The following is a 20320-nucleotide window of genomic DNA, read 5'->3' as shown; positions in this document are numbered from 1 at the left end:
CCGCGTACGGAAACACAAAAGGTGCATCCAATGAAAAAAAAGCATTCCCAACGGGGATTTACCCTGATCGAACTCCTGGTGGTGATTGCCATCATCGGCATTCTGGCGGCCGTTCTGCTGCCCGCCCTGGCGCGCGCCAGGGAAGCCGCGCGTCGCGCAAGCTGCCAGAACAACCTGAAGCAATTCGGGCTCGTCTTCAAAATGTATGCGAGCGAGAGCAAGGGGCAGAGCTACCCGTACATGAAGACAAAGCGTTGTGACGGCACGGTGTCGTCCTTCGACACCGTGTTCGACGGCGAACTGGTGTTTCCGGAATACATGAACGATCCGGATATCCTGATCTGCCCGAGCGCCATGTCCGCGGATGGCGACGCGTTGAACACATACGACGCGGGCCACGTGGGTTCGGATAACTTCGTCGATACGCCGGGGTTCACAAACAGCGGGAAGATCGAGCCCTGCGAATTCCTGGGCCATCCCTACACGTATCTCGGCTGGGCCTTCAGCGACGAAATGCTCCAGACGGCGGCCCAGGCGTCGGCCTTCTACGCCAGCGTCCAGGATTTCGGCGCGCGCATCTATGAAAACTCGTATCGCGTGCAGGAGGACTGGGTTTTCTCAACCCCGCTGCCCGGCAACTATACACGGGCGCTTCGGTTGCGCGAAGGCATCGAGCGTTTCTTCATCACCGACATCAATAACGCCGGTGCCTCCGCCGTGGCGCAATCCCGGCTCGTGGTGATGCTGGACAACATCGCCGATGCGGCCGAGAGCTTTAATCACGTTCCCGGCGGTGCCAATCTGCTATTCGCGGACGGACACGTGGCCTATTCCAAATTCGCGGAGAAAACGACCGAAACGGTTGTCTTTGAAAGCGCGCCCCTGCCGGTGGGCGGGCAATTCCCAATGAACGCGGCGGGTATCGCGATTCACATCGCGAACCATATCTTCGCGCCGGGGGAAGAGGGAATCGACAGTGGCTTCTACCAGAGCGTGCCGTGGCCGGGCAGCGATTTCCCGTGAAACAGATCGGAGTGAGATAGCGAGCGGAAAAGGGGGGCAGGTTCCCTGAAGGAGCCTGCCCCCCGTGCGCGATTAGTTGGCTTCCGTGATAAACCCGTGGAAACGGCCCATCCAGTAGGGCAGGAGGTAGTCCGCGCCCGCGTCTTCCACTGTCCCGCTGCTGCCGTCGTCCGGCAGATAGGGATTGCCGTTCCAGCGGTCCCAGGCGCGCTCATCCTCCGGCAGCACGGTCATCAACTGCTTCTTGCCGAAGCGGTCCACCCGCGGATCGAAGATCAGATCAGCCCGGTGGCTGTTGCGCTGCCGCCACTGACGTCGGTCGGTGGGAATCCCTTTCAGATTCTCCGCCGCCGACTCCAGATCCACATAGTCGGGATCGATGGTAGCCGTGACGTAGTAGAAGAAACTGCTGCGGTCGCGGTTGATGGTCTTGTAGTGCCGCCGCACCGCCTTGTGAAGCTGGAGACGGATATCGGGATCCTGCTCGATCTGGAGAATGGGGTACCAGGCCACATAACCGAGCTGGTTGTCGGAGTGGTTGTTCGAATCGGGAAAAACCTTCTTCTCCAGCAGCACGTTCGCGAGGTAATGGTGCTCCGTGATGAGGTTCATGTAATGCTGCTGGTACTTCTCGTCGCCCGTGATGTACCAGGTCGTCTTGAGGAAGGAAAGCATCTGCAGCGAATTGAGGCCGCTCTCCAGGAAATGTCTCGGGCGGTTGTTCAGTTGTTCCGGATCCCAGAAGCCCCAGCGGGTCTGCTCGCCATCCCAGTCCAGCAGCCGGTAGCCGTTGTCCACGAGATAATCGGTCAGCGCGCGCACCTGCGCAATGCACTTCTCGCGCTCCGCCGGATCGTTCTTTGCAATGTGCTCCCAGTAGGTGAAGAAAGCAAAATAGTGGCCGTCGATCTCGTCGGACGACGTGTCGCTCTTCCAGTAGAACTTGCCGTCGGGGGTCAGGCGCCACTGGGGGTCCTTGTCTTTGCCAATCTCTTTGGCCTTCTCCAGCGGCACCACGCTGCGCGCGACCAGGCCCGGAACACCCGAGGCGTTCTGCAGCATATAGATCGCGTCCATGCTCTCCTTGGCCGAGGCCTTCATGGCGGGGTCGCCCGTGACGCTGTAGGCCAGCGACATGGCCGCCACGTGGTACGAAGTCCAGAGCCCGTCGTTGTCGTTATCGCCGATTTCATAGGACGTGGGATTCACCGCGTCGTCCAGCACGCAAGCCCCCACCATGCCGAATCGGCGGTGGCGCTTGTTGAGCAGGGACTCAATCGCCTCCGCCTTGGCGAGCAGCGTGGTCTCCGTGAAGTCGAGCTGGCCAAGGCCGCCCTCGGTTGCCGTGTAGATCGTCTTGCCGTCGGCCGTGATGGCGATATCGTTGACATGATTGTTCGGCAGATAGCGCTCGCCCTCGCGGTAGAACCACTGGCGGCCCTCCTCGTAAGGGCGATAGTGAATCAGGCCCTCCACCGTGCCGATCCAGAGGCGGTCGGCGGCGTCGATGGCAATCGCCGTAATACTTTCCACCGGAAGTCCATCCCGTCCCCGAATCGCGCGCCACGTGCCATCCGGGTTACGCACGGCGATTCCCGCAGGCGATCCGGTCCAGAGCGCACCCTTGCTGTCCAAAGCCACGGCGGTCACGTTCGTCGCGAGAGGGCCGTCAACACCGTAGGACTCGTGGCGCTCCAGGGAATCGGCGGTGGCGCGAAATAATCCTTTGGCCGTCGCCAGCCAGACTTCGCCCGCACCCTCCGCAATATCCTGTATTTGCTCCACCGAAGCCGCCGTCAGTTTTGCTCGGTTGGCATCGATGAGCGCGCGGGCCGACTCGCCCAACTTTTTTCCGGTGCGAAGGTGAAAGAAGCCATCGCGTTCCAGTTCGGCTCTCGAGGTGGTGGTCCAATCCACAGGATTGTAGGTGGTCAGTAAATTGCTCGCGCCGACCTCGACGGCGCCGTCGGCCAGGCGCACCGCCTGCAGGGGCTCCTGGCCCACCGACTCCGGCAGCCAGCGCCGCACCTGCTCTTCGAAGGGCGGCACCACGATGGGCAGGCGCCCCTCGGGATGCTTGAAGCTGGCCTTCGGGTCGTCCGTGTCGAAAAGGGGCGGCACCACGTTGTGCAGGGGAAAGGGAAGCTTGGAAAGATCTTCCTCGGCAATGGACGTGAGGGCGAGCACGGACAATACGCCGTGTGCGGCAATTCTCTTAAGCATGGGCAGGGGTTCCTTCGCGGATTAATCAGCACCTTGCGGTGTACTACGCTTGGACCGCGCCCGACCGCGGCCAGTTTTGATTATGCTTCGAATGCGCCAAGGCGCTTCGTCGTCATTGAGCATCCTCGGACCAGAACTCGTCCTCGCCGCCTTCGTCCGCGGCCGGCGCCTTTTCCTGGAGCCACGCGTCAAAAGCCTCGGGCTCAAGCACGCGCACCATGCCCTTCATGGTGTAGTGCGTGATGCCACAAAGCTGCGCGCAGGCAATCTCAAAATCCCGCGTATCATTGCCTTTGAGTTTCCGGAATTCATCCGTGGTCATCGTGGGTACAAAGGTAACCGGGATTGTCATTCCGGGGATCACGTCCTGCTTGACGCGAAACTCCGGCAGATAAAAGCCGTGCACCACGTCCTTCGACGACACCTCGATACGGACCGGCTTATTCACCGGCAGAAAAAGCTGCTTGAAAGTGACGATGTCGTCCTTGCCGTGGGGGTCGTCCGGATCGAGGCCAACGGGATTGCCCTGATCGTTATAGAACTTTGGCGCGGTTGTGCCAAAAATCCCATCGGCCCCGGGATAGTGGATGTTCCAGGCAAACTGCTGGGCGAGCACGCGCACCTGGAGCGTGTCTTCCGTCGGGCTGATGGCGGAGAGCTGAGCCGCGCTGATGCCGCCGCCAAGACCGAAGTGGATGATCATCTCCGCGACGAAGAGTCCAGCGGCGAGGCCATAGACCCACTTGCCTTTCACACCCTCGCTGACGGCCTGGGGATTCTTGCCTTGACGAAATTTGAACAGGGCACAGATGAAAAAGACGAGCCATCCCGTAAACACCACCAGCATGAAGCTGAAAATGATCACCATCAGACGGTCGATCGCGCCACCGTGGGCCGAGGCCAGAACCGGAAAATAGGAAAACGGATAGAAGTTCATGACACGGAACCTGCCAGGGTTTGGGGTTGAATTGCGGCCTCGGTGGCCTCTTCGGGCCGGTGCCGCGCGATGCGCAGGGCGATGGCGATGACAAAGGAGAGGACCGTGAGCGCCACAAAACCCAGCACGAAAAACAGTGTAAGGATGGCGGCGTTCATGCCCTGGCTCTGGGGGGCGTCCGCCGGCCCGGAACAGGTCGCGCAGGCCATGGCAAGCGGGGAGGCGAGCACGGTGCAAATCAGAGCGAGATACTTCACAGCCAGGGCTCCTTCTCGGTTTGTTTGTAAAAGTGGATGCCGTGTACCAGCAGGACCGCGCCGGTGGCTAGCGAAAGCACAGCCGGGCCAAGCTCTCCCGCGCCCTCGCGCATCGCCGCCACGAGCCGCCACATGCCATAGGCGCTGCAGACGAGTACGCCGATTGCGACAAAGAAGCAGTGAAATGCCTTGAGCGACATGACCTGAAGGTCCCTAGAATACGTAAAAACAGGCAAACGCCGCCACCCAAACGAGGGCAACGAATTGCAGCAACAGTCCCAGGCACTCGATGCGGTTCCGAAGGCACTGGCAGCCAACCTCATCCCCCTCGGGGCGGGGCCACAAAAGAAAAAGGGCGTATCCGCCCGCCGGCGCCGCATGGGCCGCGGTCATCGCCGTGATCAGGTACCAGCAGGCGTAAAACGTGTTCGTGGCCGGTGTCATGCCCTCGGAAAACTCCAGGCGGAGCCCCAGTCCCATGAATACGGCGGAGGCCAAACTTGCGGCCGCCACGATCCAGAGTGCCCGCGCGGGGAAACCGCCCGACCTCGATGCTCCCCGCCACGCGTAGGTTGCCGCGGCCGCGGCAACCGCGCACGCCACCACCGCGATCAGTGCAGGGATGGTGGGCAGGATGTCTGACCCATCGGGCCAGGACGCCGACGCCGTGCGCAGGAACGCATAGCTGGAAAAGAGCGCGCCAAAGAACATGGCTTCCGCCGCGAGGAAAAGCCACATGCCGAGCTTGCTGTTATACAGGCCGGTATCGGGTCGAATGCCCGTGGAATAGGGTGTGGACATTACGCTTCCTCCCATTGGGGCGTGAAATCGGTCGCGGCGCCCGGCTGGCTGTAGGTCATCGAGCCTCGGTACGCCTTCGGCGGCGCGTCAAAATTGATGTCGGGCAGGGGGGGCGACGGCGCCGCCCACTCCATCGACGTCGCGCGCCACGGATTGCTGTCGACCTTGCTGCCCCACTTGAGGCTGCCGAAGAAATTGATAATGAAGAAGATCTGCACGACGCCCAGGCCAAAGGCGGACCAGGTCGCGGCGGAGTTCAGCCCGAAGTTTTCCAGACCATGGGCGTAGGTCTCGCCGCCGTCATAGAGGCGCCGGGAAACCCCCGCGAAACCTTGCAGGATAAGGTGGGAGAAAATACCGTTCATGCAGATGAGCGTAGGCCAGAAATGGAGGTGGCCCAGCAGCGTGTTCATCTGCCGCCCCGTGGCCTTGGGATACCAGTAATAGATCCCCGCGAAGACGGCGAAAAGTATGCCCGGCGCCACCACGTAGTGGAAGTGGCCGATCACGTAATACGTGTCGTGCAGCACAATATTGGTGGCCGACATCGCCAGGGGAAGTCCCGTGAGACCGCCGATGCCGAACATGGGCAGAAAGGCCAGGGCGTAGAGCATGGGCACATTAAAGCGGATGGAGCCGCCCCAGAGGGAAACCACAAGGGACGTGACAATAATCACCGACGGCACGGAGATCATGATGGTTGTCAATTGGAAAAATTCGCTCAGCGCCGCGCCCATACCCGTGAGATACATGTGGTGGGCCCAGACCAGCAGCGAAAGCGCGCCCAGTCCCAGGCTGGCGTACACCATGCCCCGGTAGCCGAAAAGGGGCTTGCGCGTGTTGTTGGCGATAATCTCCGCGATGATGCCGAAGGAAGGCAGCAGCAGCACGTAGACCTCGGGATGGCCCAGGAACCAGAACAGATGCTGCCACAGCAGGGCGCTGCCGCCGCCGCTCACGTCCAGCGCCTCGCCGCTCACGACCAGACCGCTGGGGAGGAAAAAGCTCGATCCCATCAACCGGTCCATGAGCTGCATCACGGCCGCCGCCGCCAGCGGCGGGAAAGCCAGAATCAGTAGCACCGCCGTGACCAGTTGCGCCCACACGAAATAGGGCAGGCGCATGAAGTGCATGCCCTCGGCCCGAAGCTGCACAATCGTAACCAGCATGTTGATGCTCAGCAGGAGCGAAGACAGATACACCAGCGCCATGCCCACAAGCCAGATGGACTGGCCCGCGTTCTCAATAACCGCCAGCGGCGCATAGGCCGTCCAGCCGGAGTTGGCCGCGCCACCGGGGGAGAAGAAACTGCCCAGAAGCACCACGACACCCCCGAGATAAAACCAGTAGCCCGCCCGGCTCAGACGCGGAAAGGCCAGACCCGACGCACCCAGCATCAGCGGCACGAGATAGGTGCCAAACCCGCCCACGACCAGGGGCACCACCGCCAGGAACACCATGATGGTCCCGTGCATCGCCCCCAACTGGTTGTAGAAATTCGCGGTGATCACGCCGCCCGGCATGGAGGGGTGATCCGCCGCAAACCAGCTCCCGACCCAGGGAAGGGGCTGGAGGGGGTAGGCAAGCTGCCAGCGCATCAGCAACATGAAGAGAAACCCCGTCATGAGCATGGTCAGCGCCGTCACCACGTAAAGTAGCGCGACTACTTTGTGGTCCGTGGAAAATAGAAGTCGCGCGATTCCCCCGCGCCCGGTCCGATTGCCGGTTGATGCGTCCATGAGTGCGAACCTTACCCCCTGTTGGTGAAAGGTCCCGGCCAGCCGGGGCTGACCGGGTCCGTCAATTGCTCAAGACAGTCTAGGCGCGGAGCGGCGAGGGATGGCCCGGCCGCAACAGGCGTCGGATCGACGCCCTATTCCCGCGTCGGCTTGGAGAACTTGAAGTTGGCCTCGCCCGGCTTGTCGGCGGCCACCGTCACCGTCGCCTTCTGCACGCCCAGGCGCTCGTGCCACGCTTCAATCTCGTACTCGCCCGGATCAAGATTCTCAATCGTGAACACGCCGTCCTTCTCCGTTACATCAAAGAAGGGGTGGGGGATCACGGCGCAGAACGCCATCATCCAGGGGTGCACGTCGCACTTGAAGCGGAAGGGTGTCTCTTCGGGCTTGTCGAAGTTGAAGTCGATCTCCGTCAGGTTCTTCGGCATCGCCTTGTTCGCCGGCTGGTTCACCTTGGGCTGGCAGTTCACGTTGTGCAGGATCCCGTCCGGATTCTGCACCTTCAGCACCTGGCCCAACTGCACCACCGCCACATGGGGCGAGTAACGGCAACCCGCCTGGGTCATCACCACCGGCTCTTTGGGCGCCTCCCAGGTCTTCTCGGGCAGGCCCTTGGTCACCTTCACCAGAATGTTGGCCAGGGAATTGCCTTCACCCAGCACCAGCACCTCGCTCACGGGCGGATTGTCGCCAAAATGCGCCGCGCACGACGGATCGCCGCTCGTGTCTACGGGTTTGAACTGGGGGACATTGCCTTCGTAGACCACCTTGCCGGTTATGGAGCCGGCCGATGCGACGGTCGCGGCCATGAGGGCCGCGGTCAGGGCGGTGCTGCGGAGAGAACGGTACATGAGTTTGGTACTCCTGACGGATGTTGGACCATACAATTGGATCATCGACAAACCAAAGTGGGCAAGCGGCCTGCAATTCGTAGACTGCAAACCGGCCGAGGCGGAACGGGCGTTCCGGGGCGGATATTGAAGGTCGCCCCAACTCTCGCGGAACCCTAACAATACCAGAAATCGCGACCGCCTTCAAACCGTAAACCTATACACACCCGATCAGTCAGACGCAATGCCGCGCAATTCATTCAACCGCGCCATTCCCGGATGAAGCGCCCGCCAAGGTTGAAATTCCACGCGGGTAACTCCGATACTAGGCGTCCGCCCGTCACAGTTGCCGCCTTGTGCGCCAGCCCAGGCATTTCCCGCGCCCGTCCGCGCCCCGATTTTCGCGCCGACGCGCACGATCCAATGTTTGTTCCAAACCCGTGGAGATTTCGATGAAGTATTCGAACCGGATGCGTCCCTGGGCTCGCCGTGCCCTTGTCTGTGCCTGTGTGGCCACCCTCGGCGCCGGCGGCGCCCCCGCACAGAACGCCGAAAACGACAGCCTGGAGCGGGACTACACCGCCGAACTGCCGCGCATCGCCCCGCTGATGCCCGAAGACGCCATAGCCTCCTTCGAGGTGCTGCCCGGCTTCAAGATGGACCAGGTCGCCGCCGAACCCCTCGTCGCCGACCCCATCGCCCTCTCCTTCGACGAACGCGGCCGCATGTTCGTCGTCGAAATGCGCGACTACTCCGAGGAATACGAAGAGCGCCGCGGCCTCATCGCCATGCTTGAGGATACAGACGAGGACGGACACTTCGACAAGCGCTCCACCTATGTGAGCGATCTCGCCTGGCCCACCGCCGTTATCTGCTACGACGGCGGCGTCTTTGTCGGCGTCCCGCCGGACATTCTTTACTGCAAAGACACCACAGGCGACGGGGTGGCCGATATCCGCGAGGTGGTCTATACCGGATTCAGCCTGAAAAACGTTCAGGGCCTGCTCAACACCTTCCAGTGGGACCTGGACAATCAGATCGTCGGCGCAACCAGCACCTCCGGCGCGGATGTAAAGCCCGGGAATGATCCGGCGGCCCTGCCCATCTCCCTGCGCGGTCGCGATTTCAAGATCGAGCCCAGGACCCGCAAACTGACCCCCGTAAGCGGCGGCGGCCAGCACGGCATGAGCCTCGATGCCTGGGGCCGGCGCTATGTCAGCTCCAACAGCGATCACATCCAGCAGATCATGTTCGACGACAACTACCTCGCCCGCAATCCCTACCTGGCCTCCCCAACGGCCCATGTGAGCATCGCCACCGACGGCCCCGCGGCCACCGTGTATCGCATCAGCCCCGTGGAGCCCTGGCGCATCGTCCGCACCCGCCTGCGCGCCAAGGGTATCGTCCCCGGCATCGTGGAAGGCGGTGGACAGCCCGCGGGCTATTTCACCGGCGCCACCGGCGTCACCATCTATCGCGGCGATGCCTGGCCGAAGGAATTCTATGGCAACGCCTTCGTCGGCGACGTGGGCAGCAACCTGATCCACCGCAAGACCATCGACGAAAGCGCCATCCAGCTCAAAGCCAGCCGCGCCGATGAAAACACCGAGTTTGTCCGCTCAAAGGACATCTGGTTCCGCCCGGCCCAGTACGCCAACGCGCCCGACGGCACACTCTATATAATGGATATGTACCGCGAGGTCATCGAGCACCCCGCCAGCCTGCCGCCCATCATCAAGCAGCACCTCGACCTCACCAGCGGCCGGGACCGGGGCCGTATCTACCGTGTGCTGCCCGAGGGCTTCAAACAGCGCCCACTGCCCCGCCTGGACGCAGCCGATACGAACGAATTGGTATTGACCCTCGATCACGACAATGGCTGGCATCAGGACACCGCCGCCCGCCTGCTCTATGAACAGCAGGACCCCAGCGCCGCCCCCGCCCTCCGCGTGCTGCTGGTCAAGGGCAAAAATCCCCAAGGCCGCCTCCGCGCCCTCTATGCGTTGAACAGTCTCGGCGCGCTGACGGCGAAAGACGTGCTCACCGGCCTGAAGGATACATCCCCCAAGGTGCGCGAACACGCCATTCGCCATGCCGAAGCCTTCCTCGACAGCGATGAAGCGGTGATGGACGCCGTCGTGGCCCAGTTGAGCGACCCCACGCCCCAGGTTCGCTACCAGCTCGCCTTCAGTCTTGGAGCGGCCACGGGTGCCAAACGCAATGAAGCCCTGGCCCAACTGCTCCTGGCCGATTTGGATGACGAGTGGATCCAGCTCGCCGCCAAAAGTTCGCTCTACACGGGCGCCGGTGAAGTGCTCCAGATCGTGCTGGCCAACGACGCCTTCCGTGGCAACGCCAAGGCCCCCGCGCTGGTGGAAGAGCTGGCGAAATATGCCGGCGCCACCGGTTCCCGCGAGACCCTCGCCTCCACGGTAAACGATATTGAGCAATTGGAAGGGGCCGACGAGGCCCTCGCTCAGGCCGCCGTCCGCGGCATCATCACCGGCATGCAGATGGGCGGTCAAGGCACCCTCGCCCCCGAAGTCCTCGCCGGAAGCGCCCAGGCCAAGGCCCTGCTCGAGGGCATGATCGCCGAAGCCCGCACCATCTCCGCGGACAGCGCCCAGGAAGCCCCCAAACGGATAGCCGCCATCGGCAATCTGGCCTTTGCGCCCGCCGAGGCAACCTTGCCCCTGTTGGATGAAATCCTCGCAGGGCAGAACGCCAGCGAAGTCCAGGTGGCCGCCATCCGCACCCTGAGCGGTTACGACACGGAAGCAGGCGCCGATGCCCTGCTGGCCCACTTCAGCGCATTCAGCCCCGCCGTCCGCGCTCAGGCCGTGGAGACCCTGTTCTCCCGCAAGTCCTGGGTGAGCCGGCTCCTTGCCGCCCTCGAAGCAGGAACCTTCTCCGCGAAGGATCTCGATTCCAATCGCATCCACTTCCTGCTGAATCATTCCGACGCCGCCATCAAGGAAAAGGCCGCCGCCCTCCTCGGCGCCCAGGCGCCCACCGCCCGCGATCAAGTCGTGGAAGCCTACCGCCCAGCCCTTTCCCTGACCGGTGACAAAGAAAAGGGCCGCGCGCTCTTCATGGAGCAGTGCAGCAAATGCCACCAGCTTGAAGGTCAGGGCTTCGCGGTCGGTCCCGACCTCTCCGCCATCGGCAATCGCGGCGCGGAGGCCATTTTGCTCAACGTCCTCGATCCCAATCGCGAGATCAACCCCGCCTACGTGAATTACACGGTCGAAACCCTCGACCTGGAAACTTACAGCGGACTCATCTCCGGCGAAACCGCCACCAGCATCACCCTGAGCCGTGCCAGCGGCGAAGCGGACACCATCCTGCGCGTCAACATCGAGTCCGTGGAGAGCGCGGAACTGTCCCTGATGCCCGAGGGCCTCGAAGCAGCCATCGACCAACAGGCCATGGCCGATCTGATTGCCTATCTCGTGTCGCTGAGTTCCTGAGGCGAAAAGACAAACATCAGAAAACTGAAACACCGCCCTGGACCCTTCGGTTCGGGGCGGTTTATTATAGGAATGCGGGGTAATTGAGCGCAAAAGCATAGGAGGGCGAAGGATGGGGACGTCGAGGAAGCAACTTGTTTTTCTTGGAGATACGCGGGAGATAGTCCATGAGCTTCCCGCTCCAGTGAGGCACAGGATTGGACGCTTTCTTGCAGTGATTCAAATGGGCAACAGGCTTGTAGGTGTGAAGGCGTTGAAGGGGTTTTCTGTTGCCGTGGACGAGATTCGTGTGTCACATGACCGTGAAGCCTACCGTGCCGTATACACGGTCCACTTGGGCGATAGGGTATACTTACTGCACGTGTTTCACAAAAAGTCCAAGAGCGGAATCGGTATCCCCCCGCGCGATTTGGAGCTGATCCAGCGTCGCCTGGCGAAAGCAATACAAATGGAGGATGAGCGAAATGGCTGTCGATAGCAAGTCGAACAGGATAGAGGCTGAGATCGTAGATGATGTCTTTGTGGCACTTGGCTTTGACAATCCGGAAGAAGAAATGGCTCGATGCGAACTGGTCAGCAAGATCTTTCACATCGCGGATGATAGGAATCTGAACGACAAGGAACTTGCCAGGCTGGCTGGATGCACGCAAAACAGAATGGCGCAGCTACGGGCAATTGAATTCGATGATGTGACAATCGATGAGCTCTGCCGCTACCTCGTCGCGTTGGGACATGGAGTTCAGATTTCCGTTGCGCCAGTCCCGAATCAGGACGCGCATCTCACCGTCGCAGTCTGACGGGCGTCCGACTCAATTGCCGCCACGGGAGCAGCCCATTGCAGAATAATCAATCTTTCATCACCCGTCGTGAATTCCACCGTCACATTGCCGGCGCCGTCGTACTCGGCGCCGCCGCCCTCACGCGTCCGGCCCGCGCACAGTCCTTTCCTCCCGGCCAATACTTCGACATCCACACCCACATCGGTCAGGAGTGGGGGGCGAAGGAAAAGCTTACCGCCAAGTCCCTGCTCGAGTGGATGGATCTCCACGAGATCGCGCAGGCCGTTGTGCTGCCCCTGGTAAATCCCGAGTCCTGGGATTACCCGATCAGCACCGACTACGTCCTGCGGGAAACAAAGCCCCATCGGGATCGTCTTATACCCTTTTGCGCCATCGATCCCCGGGCGGTCATGCTAGGCGCGCAGGAAAAGCGTGATCAGATGAAGAAATATCAGGACGCGGGCTGCAAAGGCTTCGGCGAGCACAAGCCGGGCGTGGAAATGGCCGATCCGCGCAACATCGAACTCTTTCAGGCCTGCGCCGATGTGGGCTTTCCCATGCTCTTCCATCTCGACAACATTCGAAACACGGACAGGCCCGGACTACCCGGGCTCGAAGCCGTCCTCAAAGCAGTGCCCAACGGTATTTTTATCGGCCATGCCACCGGCTGGTGGGCCTCCATCAGCGGCGGACTCCAGGAGGGCGATCTGAAGGGCTATCCCGAAGGGAAGGTCGCGCCCGGCGGCGCCGTAGGGCGACTCTTCGACACCTACCCCAATCTTTACGGCGACCTGTCGGCCGGCAGCGGCTCCAACGCCCTCAGCCGCGACCCCGAGCATGGCCGCGCCTTCTGCATCCAATACGCCGATCGGCTTCTCTTCGGCACGGACTACCTTGAACCCGGCCAGGACGTACGTCAGTTCGATATCTTCGAGAGCTTCAAGCTCCCGGTCGAGGTTGAGGCAAAGATCTTCTGCGACAACGCGCGGAAGCTGCTCCGGCTGGGCTGAAGATTGCGGCGCGTCCGATCCGTCCGATCCGTCCGATCAGTCTGATCCGTCCGATCCCTTCGCCCCAATACCTTCCCTGCGTTGCAATCCTCCCCGGCGATTGCCATAATCTCGTCGCTACCAATTTGCTTCCAACCCGCCAGGAGACCTGAACCATGTTATCCATGCAGCGCGCCGGATTTCGGCTCTCGCTCGTGCTTGTTGCATCGCTCGGCCTGGCGGGCTGTATCGCCTGCGGCGGCGTTCCCGTGGACCACGACGCCCTTTCGTCGCCCCGGCCCGTCACCTTCGCGGCGACGGGCGATGGCCCCCGGGGCGAGGAGGACTGGACGCTCCTCCCCCAGTATTTCGCAGCGGAAAAGGCGGATGGTCGCGCCCGCTACCTGATTCACGTGGGCGATCTCTGCAAGGGTTCCCAGCTCTTTGACGCCGCATACAGTGCGAAGGTGGCCGATCTCTATCGCCAGTCCTCCATCCCCGTTATCCTCGTGCCGGGGGACAACGAGTGGAACGATCAGGCCAATCCCGATGCCGCATGGGCGCTATGGGAGAAGCATTTCTTGCGTTTCTCGGAGCAGTTCCCCGAGAGCCCGAAGCTGAATCGCCAGGAGGGTCGCCCGGAGAATATCGCCTGGATGGACGGCGGGGTATTGTTCGTCGGCATCAATATCGTCTCCGGCCGCATGCACGATGTGGAGGAGTGGGGCTACCGTCATCGGGCCAATGCCGACTGGGTCGAGCACAACCTGGACACACGGGGCCGGAATGCCTATGCCGTGGTCGTGATCGGCCAGGCCGCACCCAAGGCCTATCACGAGGATTTCTTCCGCCGATTTGTGCCAGCCGTGGAGGCCTTCGGTAAGCCCGTGCTCTATCTTCACGGCGACGGCCACGTATGGGAGTATGAAGATTCCTGGCGTGCTCCCAATCTACTGCGCATACAGGTAGATCAGGTAACCAAAGCTCGGCCGGTTCATATCACGGTCTCGCCGGAAGACCCGCAACACCCGTTCTCGTACGACCGCCTCGGCGCGGAAAGTAAAGTTTTAGAAGGAAAGTAATCACCATGATGATTCGATGGTTTGCGCTGGTGGCCGCGGTGCTCGCCTGCTCCGCGATGCGGGCCGAGCAAACGGCGGAGGAAAAGAGCGAGGTGGATAAGCGCCTGATTTCCAAGAGCATTGATGTCGGCGGCAAATCCCACCGATACCTGGTGTACGAGCCCCCGGGCTACACGCCCGATAGTGCCTGGCCGCTCATCGTCTTTCTGCACGGCGCGGGGGAGCGGGGCGACGATGGCCTCGCCCCGGCCCAGGCTGGAATTGGCAACGCCATTCGGAAAAACCCCGAACGCTTTCCGACCGTCGTACTCTTTCCCCAGTGCGCCATCGGCTCCGATTGGGCCTTCCACCACGATCTGCTCGATGCTGAACTGGAAGTCGTCCTGTCCGAATATAAGATCGACCCGAAACGCATCTACCTGACCGGGCTGTCCATGGGCGGCTACGGCACCTGGCTCTGGGGCGCCATCAAGACGGATACGTTCGCCGCCCTCGTGCCGATCTGCGGCGGCGGCGATCCCGACGATATCCAGAAGATCGTCGGCGCGCCCCACGCCAACCCCTACGGCAGCCACGCCTCCCGTGTGCGCGCCCTGGCCACCCTGCCCATCTGGGCTTTTCACGGCGGCAGTGACAGCGTCGTGCCGCCGGAAAACACGCGGACCATGGTCGAAGCCATAAAGGCCGCCGGGGGCAACATTCAGTACACCGAATTCGAAGGCGTGGATCACAACTCCTGGGATCCCGCCTACCAGAGCGAAGAAACGATCGCGTGGCTACTGAAGCAGAAGAAGGAATGAAGGAGTCGTATGGGTCGTATGGGTCGTATGGGTCGTATGGGTCGTATGGGTCGTATGGGTCGTATGGGTTGGCACGCATTCAAAACTCGGCAAGTTCGATAGCATACAATACTTAGCGGAAAACCCACGCAAATGGTCCCCCAAGCCATAAGCCCCATAAGCCCCATAAGCCCCATAAGCCCCATAAGACTCATAAGACTCATAAGACCCATAAGACCCATAAGACCCATAAGACCCATAAGACCCATAAGACCCATTCCTCCAGCCTCCAGCCTCCAGCCTGAAGCCTCAAGCCTGAAGCCTGAAGCCTGAAAACCAAGGACTGCCCCCCATGAACCTCACCGAAAGCGATGCCCTCATAGTCGTAGATGTCCAGAACGACTTCTGCCCCGGCGGTGCGCTGCCCGTACGCGGGGGAGAGGGGGTGGTCCGAGTGATCAACCCGTTGCAAATGAAATTTCAGCGGATCTACTTCACCCGCGACTGGCACCCCCAGGATCATTGCAGCTTCAGCGACGCCCCCGCCTTCACCGATCAGAGCTGGCCGGTCCACTGCGTTCAGGATTCCCCCGGTGCGGAGTTTCATGGCAGCCTGCACGTGCCTTCCGATGCCGTGGTCATCAGCAAGGGCGCCGATCCGAACGAAGAGGCCTACAGCGGCTTCCAGGGCACCAGCCTCGGTCAGCAACTTCAGAGGGCCGGCGTGACGCGCGTCTTTGTCGCGGGCCTCGCCACCGACTATTGCGTCAAGGCCACGGTGCTCGATGCAATCCACCTCGGTTTCGAGGCCGTACTCGTGGAAGACGCCTGCCGCGGCGTCGACGACGAGGGAACCGTGCGCGCCCTCTCCGAAATGCGCGCCGCCGGCGCCGTGTTCTGCCGCGGCGCGGAGGTAAGCCCGTGAACGCCACCAATCCCTGGTTCCGGCGGGAGGGCCTCGCCCTGCTGACCGACTTCTATGAGCTGACCATGATGGCCGGCCAGTGGAGCGAGCGGCGAGCCGACCAGCGCGTCACCTTCAACTACTTCTTCCGCAGCCTGCCGCCACACACCGGTTTCGCCGTGTTTGCGGGCCTGGAGCCCTTCCTCGATTACCTCACCAATCTGAAATTCGAGGAAGACGATATTGACTATCTGCGCTCGCTCAATATCTTCGGCGAGGACTTCCTGGAGCACCTCAAGGGTTTCCGTCCCACCTGCACGGTGCAGGCCGTGCCCGAAGGTACGCCCGTCTACCCCTACGAGCCTATCCTCCAGATCGAAGGTAATATCTTCGAGACGCTGATCATCGAATCGGCGCTCCTGAACATCCTCAATTACCAGACCCTCATCGCCACCAAAGCCGCGCGCATTTGTCTCGCGGCCAGCGGCGATCCCGTCATGGAGTTCGGCCTCCGCCGCGCCCACGGCCCCGATGGCGCGGTAAGCGCCTCCCGCGCGGCCCATATCGGCGGCTGCAACACGACCTCCAACGTGCTCGCCGGCAAAGTCTACGGAATTCCCGTCAGCGGCACCCATGCCCACAGTTGGGTGATGAGCTTCCCCTCCGAGCTGGAGGCTTTTCGCACCTTTGCGCGCCACTATCCTGATCGCTGCGTGTTGCTGGTCGATACCTATGATACCGAAAAGAGCGGCGTGCCCAACGCCATCAAAGTTTTCAAGGAGCTGCGCGACGCGGGCACCGACATCCGCCCCGCGATCCGGCTGGACTCCGGCGACCTTTCACGTCTGAGCAAAATCGCGTATCAGAAAATGATGGAGGCGGGCCTCGAAAACCCCCTCATCGTCGCGTCCAATGATCTCGACGAAGAACTCATCGTGGACCTCAAGCGCCAGGGCGCAAAGATCAATGCGTGGGGCGTGGGCACCCACATGGTCACGGCTTATGACAATCCCGCACTCAGCGGCGTTTACAAGCTGGTCGCCATCCACGAAAACGGGACCTGGCAGAGCCGCATGAAGATTTCTTCCAACATCGAAAAAGCCACCGACCCCGGCCGAAAGCAACTGCTTCGCTATTTCGACGACGAAGGCCACCCGATGTGCGACGTCATGTACCTCGATGGCGAGACCCCCATCGAGTCGGGCGTCGTGCGCGGCCGCAATCGCACCTGGCCCCACCGCAAGGTATCCCAGGGCCAGGCCAGCCGCGGCGAGTCGCTCCTGCAAACCGTATTCCGCGGCGGCCAGCGCACTGCGGATTCGCCAGGCCTCTCCGCCGTCCGCGAACGGGCCCTCGCCCAGATCGCCGCACTCCCGGAAGAGTTCAAGCGCATGCGAAACCCCCACATCTTCCAATCCCTGCTCTCCGAGGAACTCGGCCAGCTCAAAGACAACATGCTGAGCAATCCGGAACTGGCGTAGAGGGCTTGCGGTTGGAGTCGCGGGTGCAACCGCCGAGCACGCAGGAACACCAGCGACGACAGAGACGGCGGGTAACAACCACACCCGTCGCTGTTGTCTCTGGCGTCCCCGTTGTCCCTGGAAACCGGCAAGGGCGCATCTCATTGTCCGCGCGCACTCGCCACGGGAAATCAACCGGCGAATCGCGCTATACTTAACGCGTCAATTCCCATTCCCCCTGCTAGAGAGCCAACGATTCCATGCCTCCGGAAATACTGTTTCGCGAAGACCAGCAATTTCGACAGCCCATCCTCTGGATCGTACTACTGGGCGTGTCGGCCTTCTGCATCGGCACCATCGCCTGGATGATCAGCCGCCAGGTGCTCCAGGGCATCCCCTTCGGTGAAGACGCCATGTCCAACGACCAGATGGTCGCCCTCGGCGCGACTATCGTGCTCCTGAACGCCTTCGTCCTGTGGCTGCTGCACGCGATGAAACTCCAGACCGAGGTCACGGAGGCCGGCCTCTTCGTGCGATTCAAGCCAATCCACCGGAAGACCCGCAAGATCGATCTCACCGGCGTGACTTCCGTCGCCTCGGTAAAATATCGCCCCGCGATGGAGTATGGCGGCTGGGGCATACGCCGGGGACGCCGCGGGATGGCCTACAACGTCTCCGGAGATCTGGGCGTGAGAATCGACTATGAGAACGGCTACCATCTCCTCATTGGCACCCGTTACCCCGAAGAATTGAAGGCGGCCGTTGACCAGTGCATGGCCGCCCGTTGAAGCTGAAACGCACCCCCTGAACCCCGGAAGGAAAAGCCCATGCGCCTCGTTCGGATTGGAACCGCCGCGATCTCGGTCAAGGTGGGGGACTTTCCCTGGAATGCCAGCCGCCTCCGCGTCGTCATCGAAGCGGCCCGAGAGCAGGGCGTACACCTCCTCGTAACGCCCGAGTTGGGTATTTCCGGTTACAGCCTCGAAGATCGCATCACCTGGGCCGACATCACGCGCCAGAGCTGGGCCAACCTCGTGGAATTGGCGGAGTGCTGCAAAAACATGGCGGCCTTCGTGGGCCTGCCCGTTCGCATAGGCGCCCAGACCTACAACGCCGCCGCGCTCATAGCCGATGGCCGTGTCCAGGGCCTCGTGCTGAAAAAATACCTGCCCATGTACAGTATCTTCTATGAAAGCCGGAACTACAGCGCCTGGCCGGGCGGCGCCACCACCATCAACGGCGTACCCGCCGGCGATCTCGTCTTCGACCTCCCCTTCGGCAAGGTCTCCGCCGAAATCTGCGAGGATCTCTGGTCGCCCACGTCGCCCGCCCACGAACGTGTCCGCGCCGGTGCCGAAATCATTTGCAACCCCAGCGCCTCCCCTTTCCTCCCCGGAAAAAATGAAGAGCGAAAGCGCCTCGTGCTCCAGAGTGCCGCGAATCTCAAATCCGTCTATGCCTATTCCAACCTACTCGGTTGCGACAACAGCCGCCTCGTTTTCGACGGCGGCGGCATCATCGCCGATCCCGAGGGCATCGTGGCCACCGGGCCGCTCCTTTCCCGCCAGTCCTGGTCCCTCGCCACGGGTATCGTGGATCTCGACAATCTGACCCGGCTCCGCAGCGAGAACACCACCTGGCGCGAAGGCGTTGCCAGCACCGTCGACCACGTCAAAACCATCACCGTTTCCGGCCTCACCTATTCCCAGGCCCCCGTCGATGATTTCGCGGATCAGTTGCCCCGCAGCTTTTATATCCCCGACGTTTCGCCCAGAGAAAAATCGCGCAATCCCTATCTGGACGATCTCTTCGACGCCCTCGTGCTGGGCCTGCGCGACTATGTGGAGAAGGTCGGCGTGTTCGAACGCATGATCGTCGCCCTGTCCGGCGGACGCGACAGCGCCCTGTGCCTGCTGCTCGCCGTGGAGGCCGCCAAGTCCTTCAAGGAAGGCCTGGAAGCCGAAAAGTTCGCCCGGCGCGTCAGCACCATCTATCTGCCCACCGCGAAATACAGCTCCAAAGGCACGGAGAAAGCCGCCCGGGCCCTCGCCGCCGAACTGGGGGTCTCCTTCAAGGTGGTGAACATCGACGAAGAAGCCACCATCGCCCTCAAGAAGCAGGCGGAAATCCTCGGTTCCACTTCCGCCATTCACCCCCTGGCCAAACAGAACCTCCAGGCGCGCATCCGCGGCAACATGATTCTGAACTGGGCCAACAGCGCCGGAGGCATCGTGCTGGTCACCTCCAACCTCAGCGAAATGGCCGTGGGCTACAGCACCACCGGCGGCGATAACCAGGGCGGCTATTCGCCCATCGCCAACGTCCCCAAGACCCTGGTCTCCGAGTTGCTCGAATACCTCTCCGAGCGCGACGACATCCGCTCGCTGCAGGATATTCTCGCCATGCCGCCGAGTGCCGAGCTGGCGCCGGACCAGCGGGACGAGGACGACCTCATGCCCTATGTCGTACTGGATGACCTCCTCTATCTCTACGCGCGCCGCCGCATGCCCCTGGTGGATTGTTGGCGCATTGTCTGCAAGCGCCATCCCGGTCACGATCCCGAGCAGCTCCGAAAGTGGGCGAAGGACTTTGCCCAGCGCTTCGCCTCGAACCAGTGGAAGCGCGATCAGCACCCCGTGGCGCTCAAGGTCATGGATCTCGATCTCGACCCCAAGACCGGCTTCCGCTTCCCGGTCATGCAGAGTATTCAGTATGAGCTGGACGATTTGAAGGACGCCAAAGTTCGGTGAGTTCGGAAGGAAAGTCGAACCACGAACGAAAACCAATTCACACAGCGTGGCGTAGCCACAACCAAAGTTTTGAACCACGAATGAACACAAATCTTCACGAATGAGAACATCAAAATGGGGGTTTGATAGGAATATGGTATTCCGGCCCGAAGGGCCACCGACATATTAGCCCTGGGCAACGCCCAGGGTTAAGTGCGTTCAAACAATATATAAGCCCTGTAAGGGCGCGACACCAGGCAAGCATACAGATTTTGCAGTCTTTCAATTTCAACGAAAAAATGCATCAAGATCGCAGGT

Annotated in this window: 18 protein-coding genes; 11 read left to right on the top strand and 7 right to left on the bottom strand. The window is 61.6% G+C overall.

What is annotated here, in order from left to right; translation table 11 throughout:
* The first annotated feature begins 30 nt into the window (after positions 1-30).
* Positions 31-1023 (top strand): prepilin-type N-terminal cleavage/methylation domain-containing protein, encoded by a 993-nt coding sequence (locus JNK74_20570; protein ID MBL7648577.1) that lies wholly within the window; start codon positions 31-33, stop codon positions 1021-1023.
* Positions 1024-1095: 72 nt separating this feature from the next.
* Here JNK74_20570 and JNK74_20565 read toward each other — a convergent pair whose 3' ends face one another.
* The 7 genes from JNK74_20565 to JNK74_20535 form a co-directional block, all read right to left on the bottom strand.
* Positions 1096-3246: a hypothetical protein gene (locus tag JNK74_20565; protein MBL7648576.1), complete on the bottom strand. Its 2151-nt coding sequence runs from the start codon at positions 3244-3246 to the stop codon at positions 1096-1098.
* A 112-nt stretch (positions 3247-3358) separates the two neighbouring features.
* A complete protein-coding gene (locus tag JNK74_20560) occupies positions 3359-4183 on the bottom strand; it encodes a hypothetical protein (protein ID MBL7648575.1) in 825 nt (274 codons plus the stop codon).
* Entirely contained in the window at positions 4180-4440 is a 261-nt protein-coding gene (locus tag JNK74_20555; protein MBL7648574.1) for a hypothetical protein, read from the bottom strand. The genes JNK74_20560 and JNK74_20555 overlap by 4 nt, the downstream gene beginning before the upstream one ends.
* A complete protein-coding gene (locus JNK74_20550; protein ID MBL7648573.1) occupies positions 4437-4640 on the bottom strand; it encodes a hypothetical protein in 204 nt (67 codons plus the stop codon). Before JNK74_20550 ends, JNK74_20555 begins: the two co-directional genes overlap by 4 nt.
* A gap of 13 nt (positions 4641-4653) precedes the next feature.
* Entirely contained in the window at positions 4654-5241 is a 588-nt protein-coding gene (locus JNK74_20545) for a hypothetical protein (GenBank protein MBL7648572.1), read from the bottom strand.
* Complete coding sequence (locus JNK74_20540) at positions 5241-6980, bottom strand: cbb3-type cytochrome c oxidase subunit I (GenBank protein ID MBL7648571.1); 1740 nt, start codon at positions 6978-6980, stop codon at positions 5241-5243. The genes JNK74_20545 and JNK74_20540 overlap by 1 nt, the downstream gene beginning before the upstream one ends.
* Positions 6981-7114: 134 nt before the next feature.
* Positions 7115-7831 (bottom strand): hypothetical protein, encoded by a 717-nt coding sequence (locus JNK74_20535; protein MBL7648570.1) that lies wholly within the window; start codon positions 7829-7831, stop codon positions 7115-7117.
* Between the two features lie 431 nt (positions 7832-8262).
* On the opposite strand from JNK74_20535, the gene JNK74_20530 reads away from it, so the two are divergent.
* The 10 genes from JNK74_20530 (at position 8263) to nadE (ending at position 20023) form a co-directional block, all read left to right on the top strand.
* Positions 8263-11280 (top strand): c-type cytochrome, encoded by a 3018-nt coding sequence (locus tag JNK74_20530; protein MBL7648569.1) that lies wholly within the window; start codon positions 8263-8265, stop codon positions 11278-11280.
* 112 nt (positions 11281-11392) lie between these two features.
* On the top strand, positions 11393-11758 hold the full coding sequence (locus JNK74_20525) for a type II toxin-antitoxin system RelE/ParE family toxin (protein MBL7648568.1): 366 nt from the start codon (positions 11393-11395) through the stop codon (positions 11756-11758).
* Positions 11745-12077 (top strand): XRE family transcriptional regulator, encoded by a 333-nt coding sequence (locus JNK74_20520; GenBank protein MBL7648567.1) that lies wholly within the window; start codon positions 11745-11747, stop codon positions 12075-12077. Before JNK74_20525 ends, JNK74_20520 begins: the two co-directional genes overlap by 14 nt.
* 38 nt (positions 12078-12115) lie before the next feature.
* Positions 12116-13069, top strand: a complete 954-nt coding sequence (locus JNK74_20515) for an amidohydrolase family protein (protein MBL7648566.1) — start codon at positions 12116-12118, stop codon at positions 13067-13069.
* Between the two features lie 155 nt (positions 13070-13224).
* On the top strand, positions 13225-14130 hold the full coding sequence (locus JNK74_20510; protein ID MBL7648565.1) for a metallophosphoesterase: 906 nt from the start codon (positions 13225-13227) through the stop codon (positions 14128-14130).
* A 5-nt stretch (positions 14131-14135) separates the two neighbouring features.
* Positions 14136-14930: a prolyl oligopeptidase family serine peptidase gene (locus JNK74_20505; protein ID MBL7648564.1), complete on the top strand. Its 795-nt coding sequence runs from the start codon at positions 14136-14138 to the stop codon at positions 14928-14930.
* Positions 14931-15261: 331 nt separating this feature from the next.
* The gene (locus tag JNK74_20500; protein MBL7648563.1) at positions 15262-15834 is read left to right on the top strand and encodes a nicotinamidase; all 573 of its coding nucleotides are present in this window, start codon (positions 15262-15264) and stop codon (positions 15832-15834) included.
* Positions 15835-15899: 65 nt separating this feature from the next.
* Entirely contained in the window at positions 15900-17294 is a 1395-nt protein-coding gene (locus JNK74_20495; GenBank protein ID MBL7648562.1) for a nicotinate phosphoribosyltransferase, read from the top strand.
* A 239-nt stretch (positions 17295-17533) separates the two neighbouring features.
* Complete coding sequence (locus JNK74_20490; protein MBL7648561.1) at positions 17534-18061, top strand: hypothetical protein; 528 nt, start codon at positions 17534-17536, stop codon at positions 18059-18061.
* 39 nt (positions 18062-18100) lie between these two features.
* Positions 18101-20023, top strand: a complete 1923-nt coding sequence (nadE, locus tag JNK74_20485) for an NAD(+) synthase (GenBank protein MBL7648560.1) — start codon at positions 18101-18103, stop codon at positions 20021-20023.
* The last annotated feature ends 297 nt before the right edge of the window (positions 20024-20320 follow it).

This window comes from Candidatus Hydrogenedentota bacterium (genome assembly GCA_016791475.1).
GTDB lineage: Bacteria > Hydrogenedentota > Hydrogenedentia > Hydrogenedentales > JAEUWI01 > JAEUWI01.
The sequence above is the reverse complement of the archived record's forward strand: the minus strand, read 5'-3'. Positions and strand labels throughout refer to the sequence as shown.

Excerpts from the sequence above, each read along its gene's own strand:
- JNK74_20560 (MBL7648575.1), bottom strand. The coding sequence starts at position 4,183 with ATGAACTTCTATCCGTTTTCCTATTTTCCGGTTCTGGCCTCGGCCCAC.
- JNK74_20570 (MBL7648577.1), top strand. The coding sequence starts at position 31 with ATGAAAAAAAAGCATTCCCAACGGGGATTTACCCTGATCGAACTCCTG.
- JNK74_20510 (MBL7648565.1), top strand. The coding sequence starts at position 13,225 with ATGTTATCCATGCAGCGCGCCGGATTTCGGCTCTCGCTCGTGCTTGTT.
- JNK74_20505 (MBL7648564.1), top strand. The coding sequence starts at position 14,136 with ATGATGATTCGATGGTTTGCGCTGGTGGCCGCGGTGCTCGCCTGCTCC.
- JNK74_20545 (MBL7648572.1), bottom strand. The coding sequence starts at position 5,241 with ATGTCCACACCCTATTCCACGGGCATTCGACCCGATACCGGCCTGTAT.
- JNK74_20525 (MBL7648568.1), top strand. The coding sequence starts at position 11,393 with ATGGGGACGTCGAGGAAGCAACTTGTTTTTCTTGGAGATACGCGGGAG.
- JNK74_20550 (MBL7648573.1), bottom strand. The coding sequence starts at position 4,640 with ATGTCGCTCAAGGCATTTCACTGCTTCTTTGTCGCAATCGGCGTACTC.
- JNK74_20500 (MBL7648563.1), top strand. The coding sequence starts at position 15,262 with ATGAACCTCACCGAAAGCGATGCCCTCATAGTCGTAGATGTCCAGAAC.
- JNK74_20530 (MBL7648569.1), top strand. The coding sequence starts at position 8,263 with ATGAAGTATTCGAACCGGATGCGTCCCTGGGCTCGCCGTGCCCTTGTC.
- JNK74_20535 (MBL7648570.1), bottom strand. The coding sequence starts at position 7,831 with ATGTACCGTTCTCTCCGCAGCACCGCCCTGACCGCGGCCCTCATGGCC.
- JNK74_20565 (MBL7648576.1), bottom strand. The coding sequence starts at position 3,246 with ATGCTTAAGAGAATTGCCGCACACGGCGTATTGTCCGTGCTCGCCCTC.
- JNK74_20495 (MBL7648562.1), top strand. The coding sequence starts at position 15,900 with ATGATGGCCGGCCAGTGGAGCGAGCGGCGAGCCGACCAGCGCGTCACC.
- JNK74_20520 (MBL7648567.1), top strand. The coding sequence starts at position 11,745 with ATGGCTGTCGATAGCAAGTCGAACAGGATAGAGGCTGAGATCGTAGAT.
- JNK74_20490 (MBL7648561.1), top strand. The coding sequence starts at position 17,534 with ATGCCTCCGGAAATACTGTTTCGCGAAGACCAGCAATTTCGACAGCCC.
- JNK74_20540 (MBL7648571.1), bottom strand. The coding sequence starts at position 6,980 with ATGGACGCATCAACCGGCAATCGGACCGGGCGCGGGGGAATCGCGCGA.
- nadE (MBL7648560.1), top strand. The coding sequence starts at position 18,101 with ATGCGCCTCGTTCGGATTGGAACCGCCGCGATCTCGGTCAAGGTGGGG.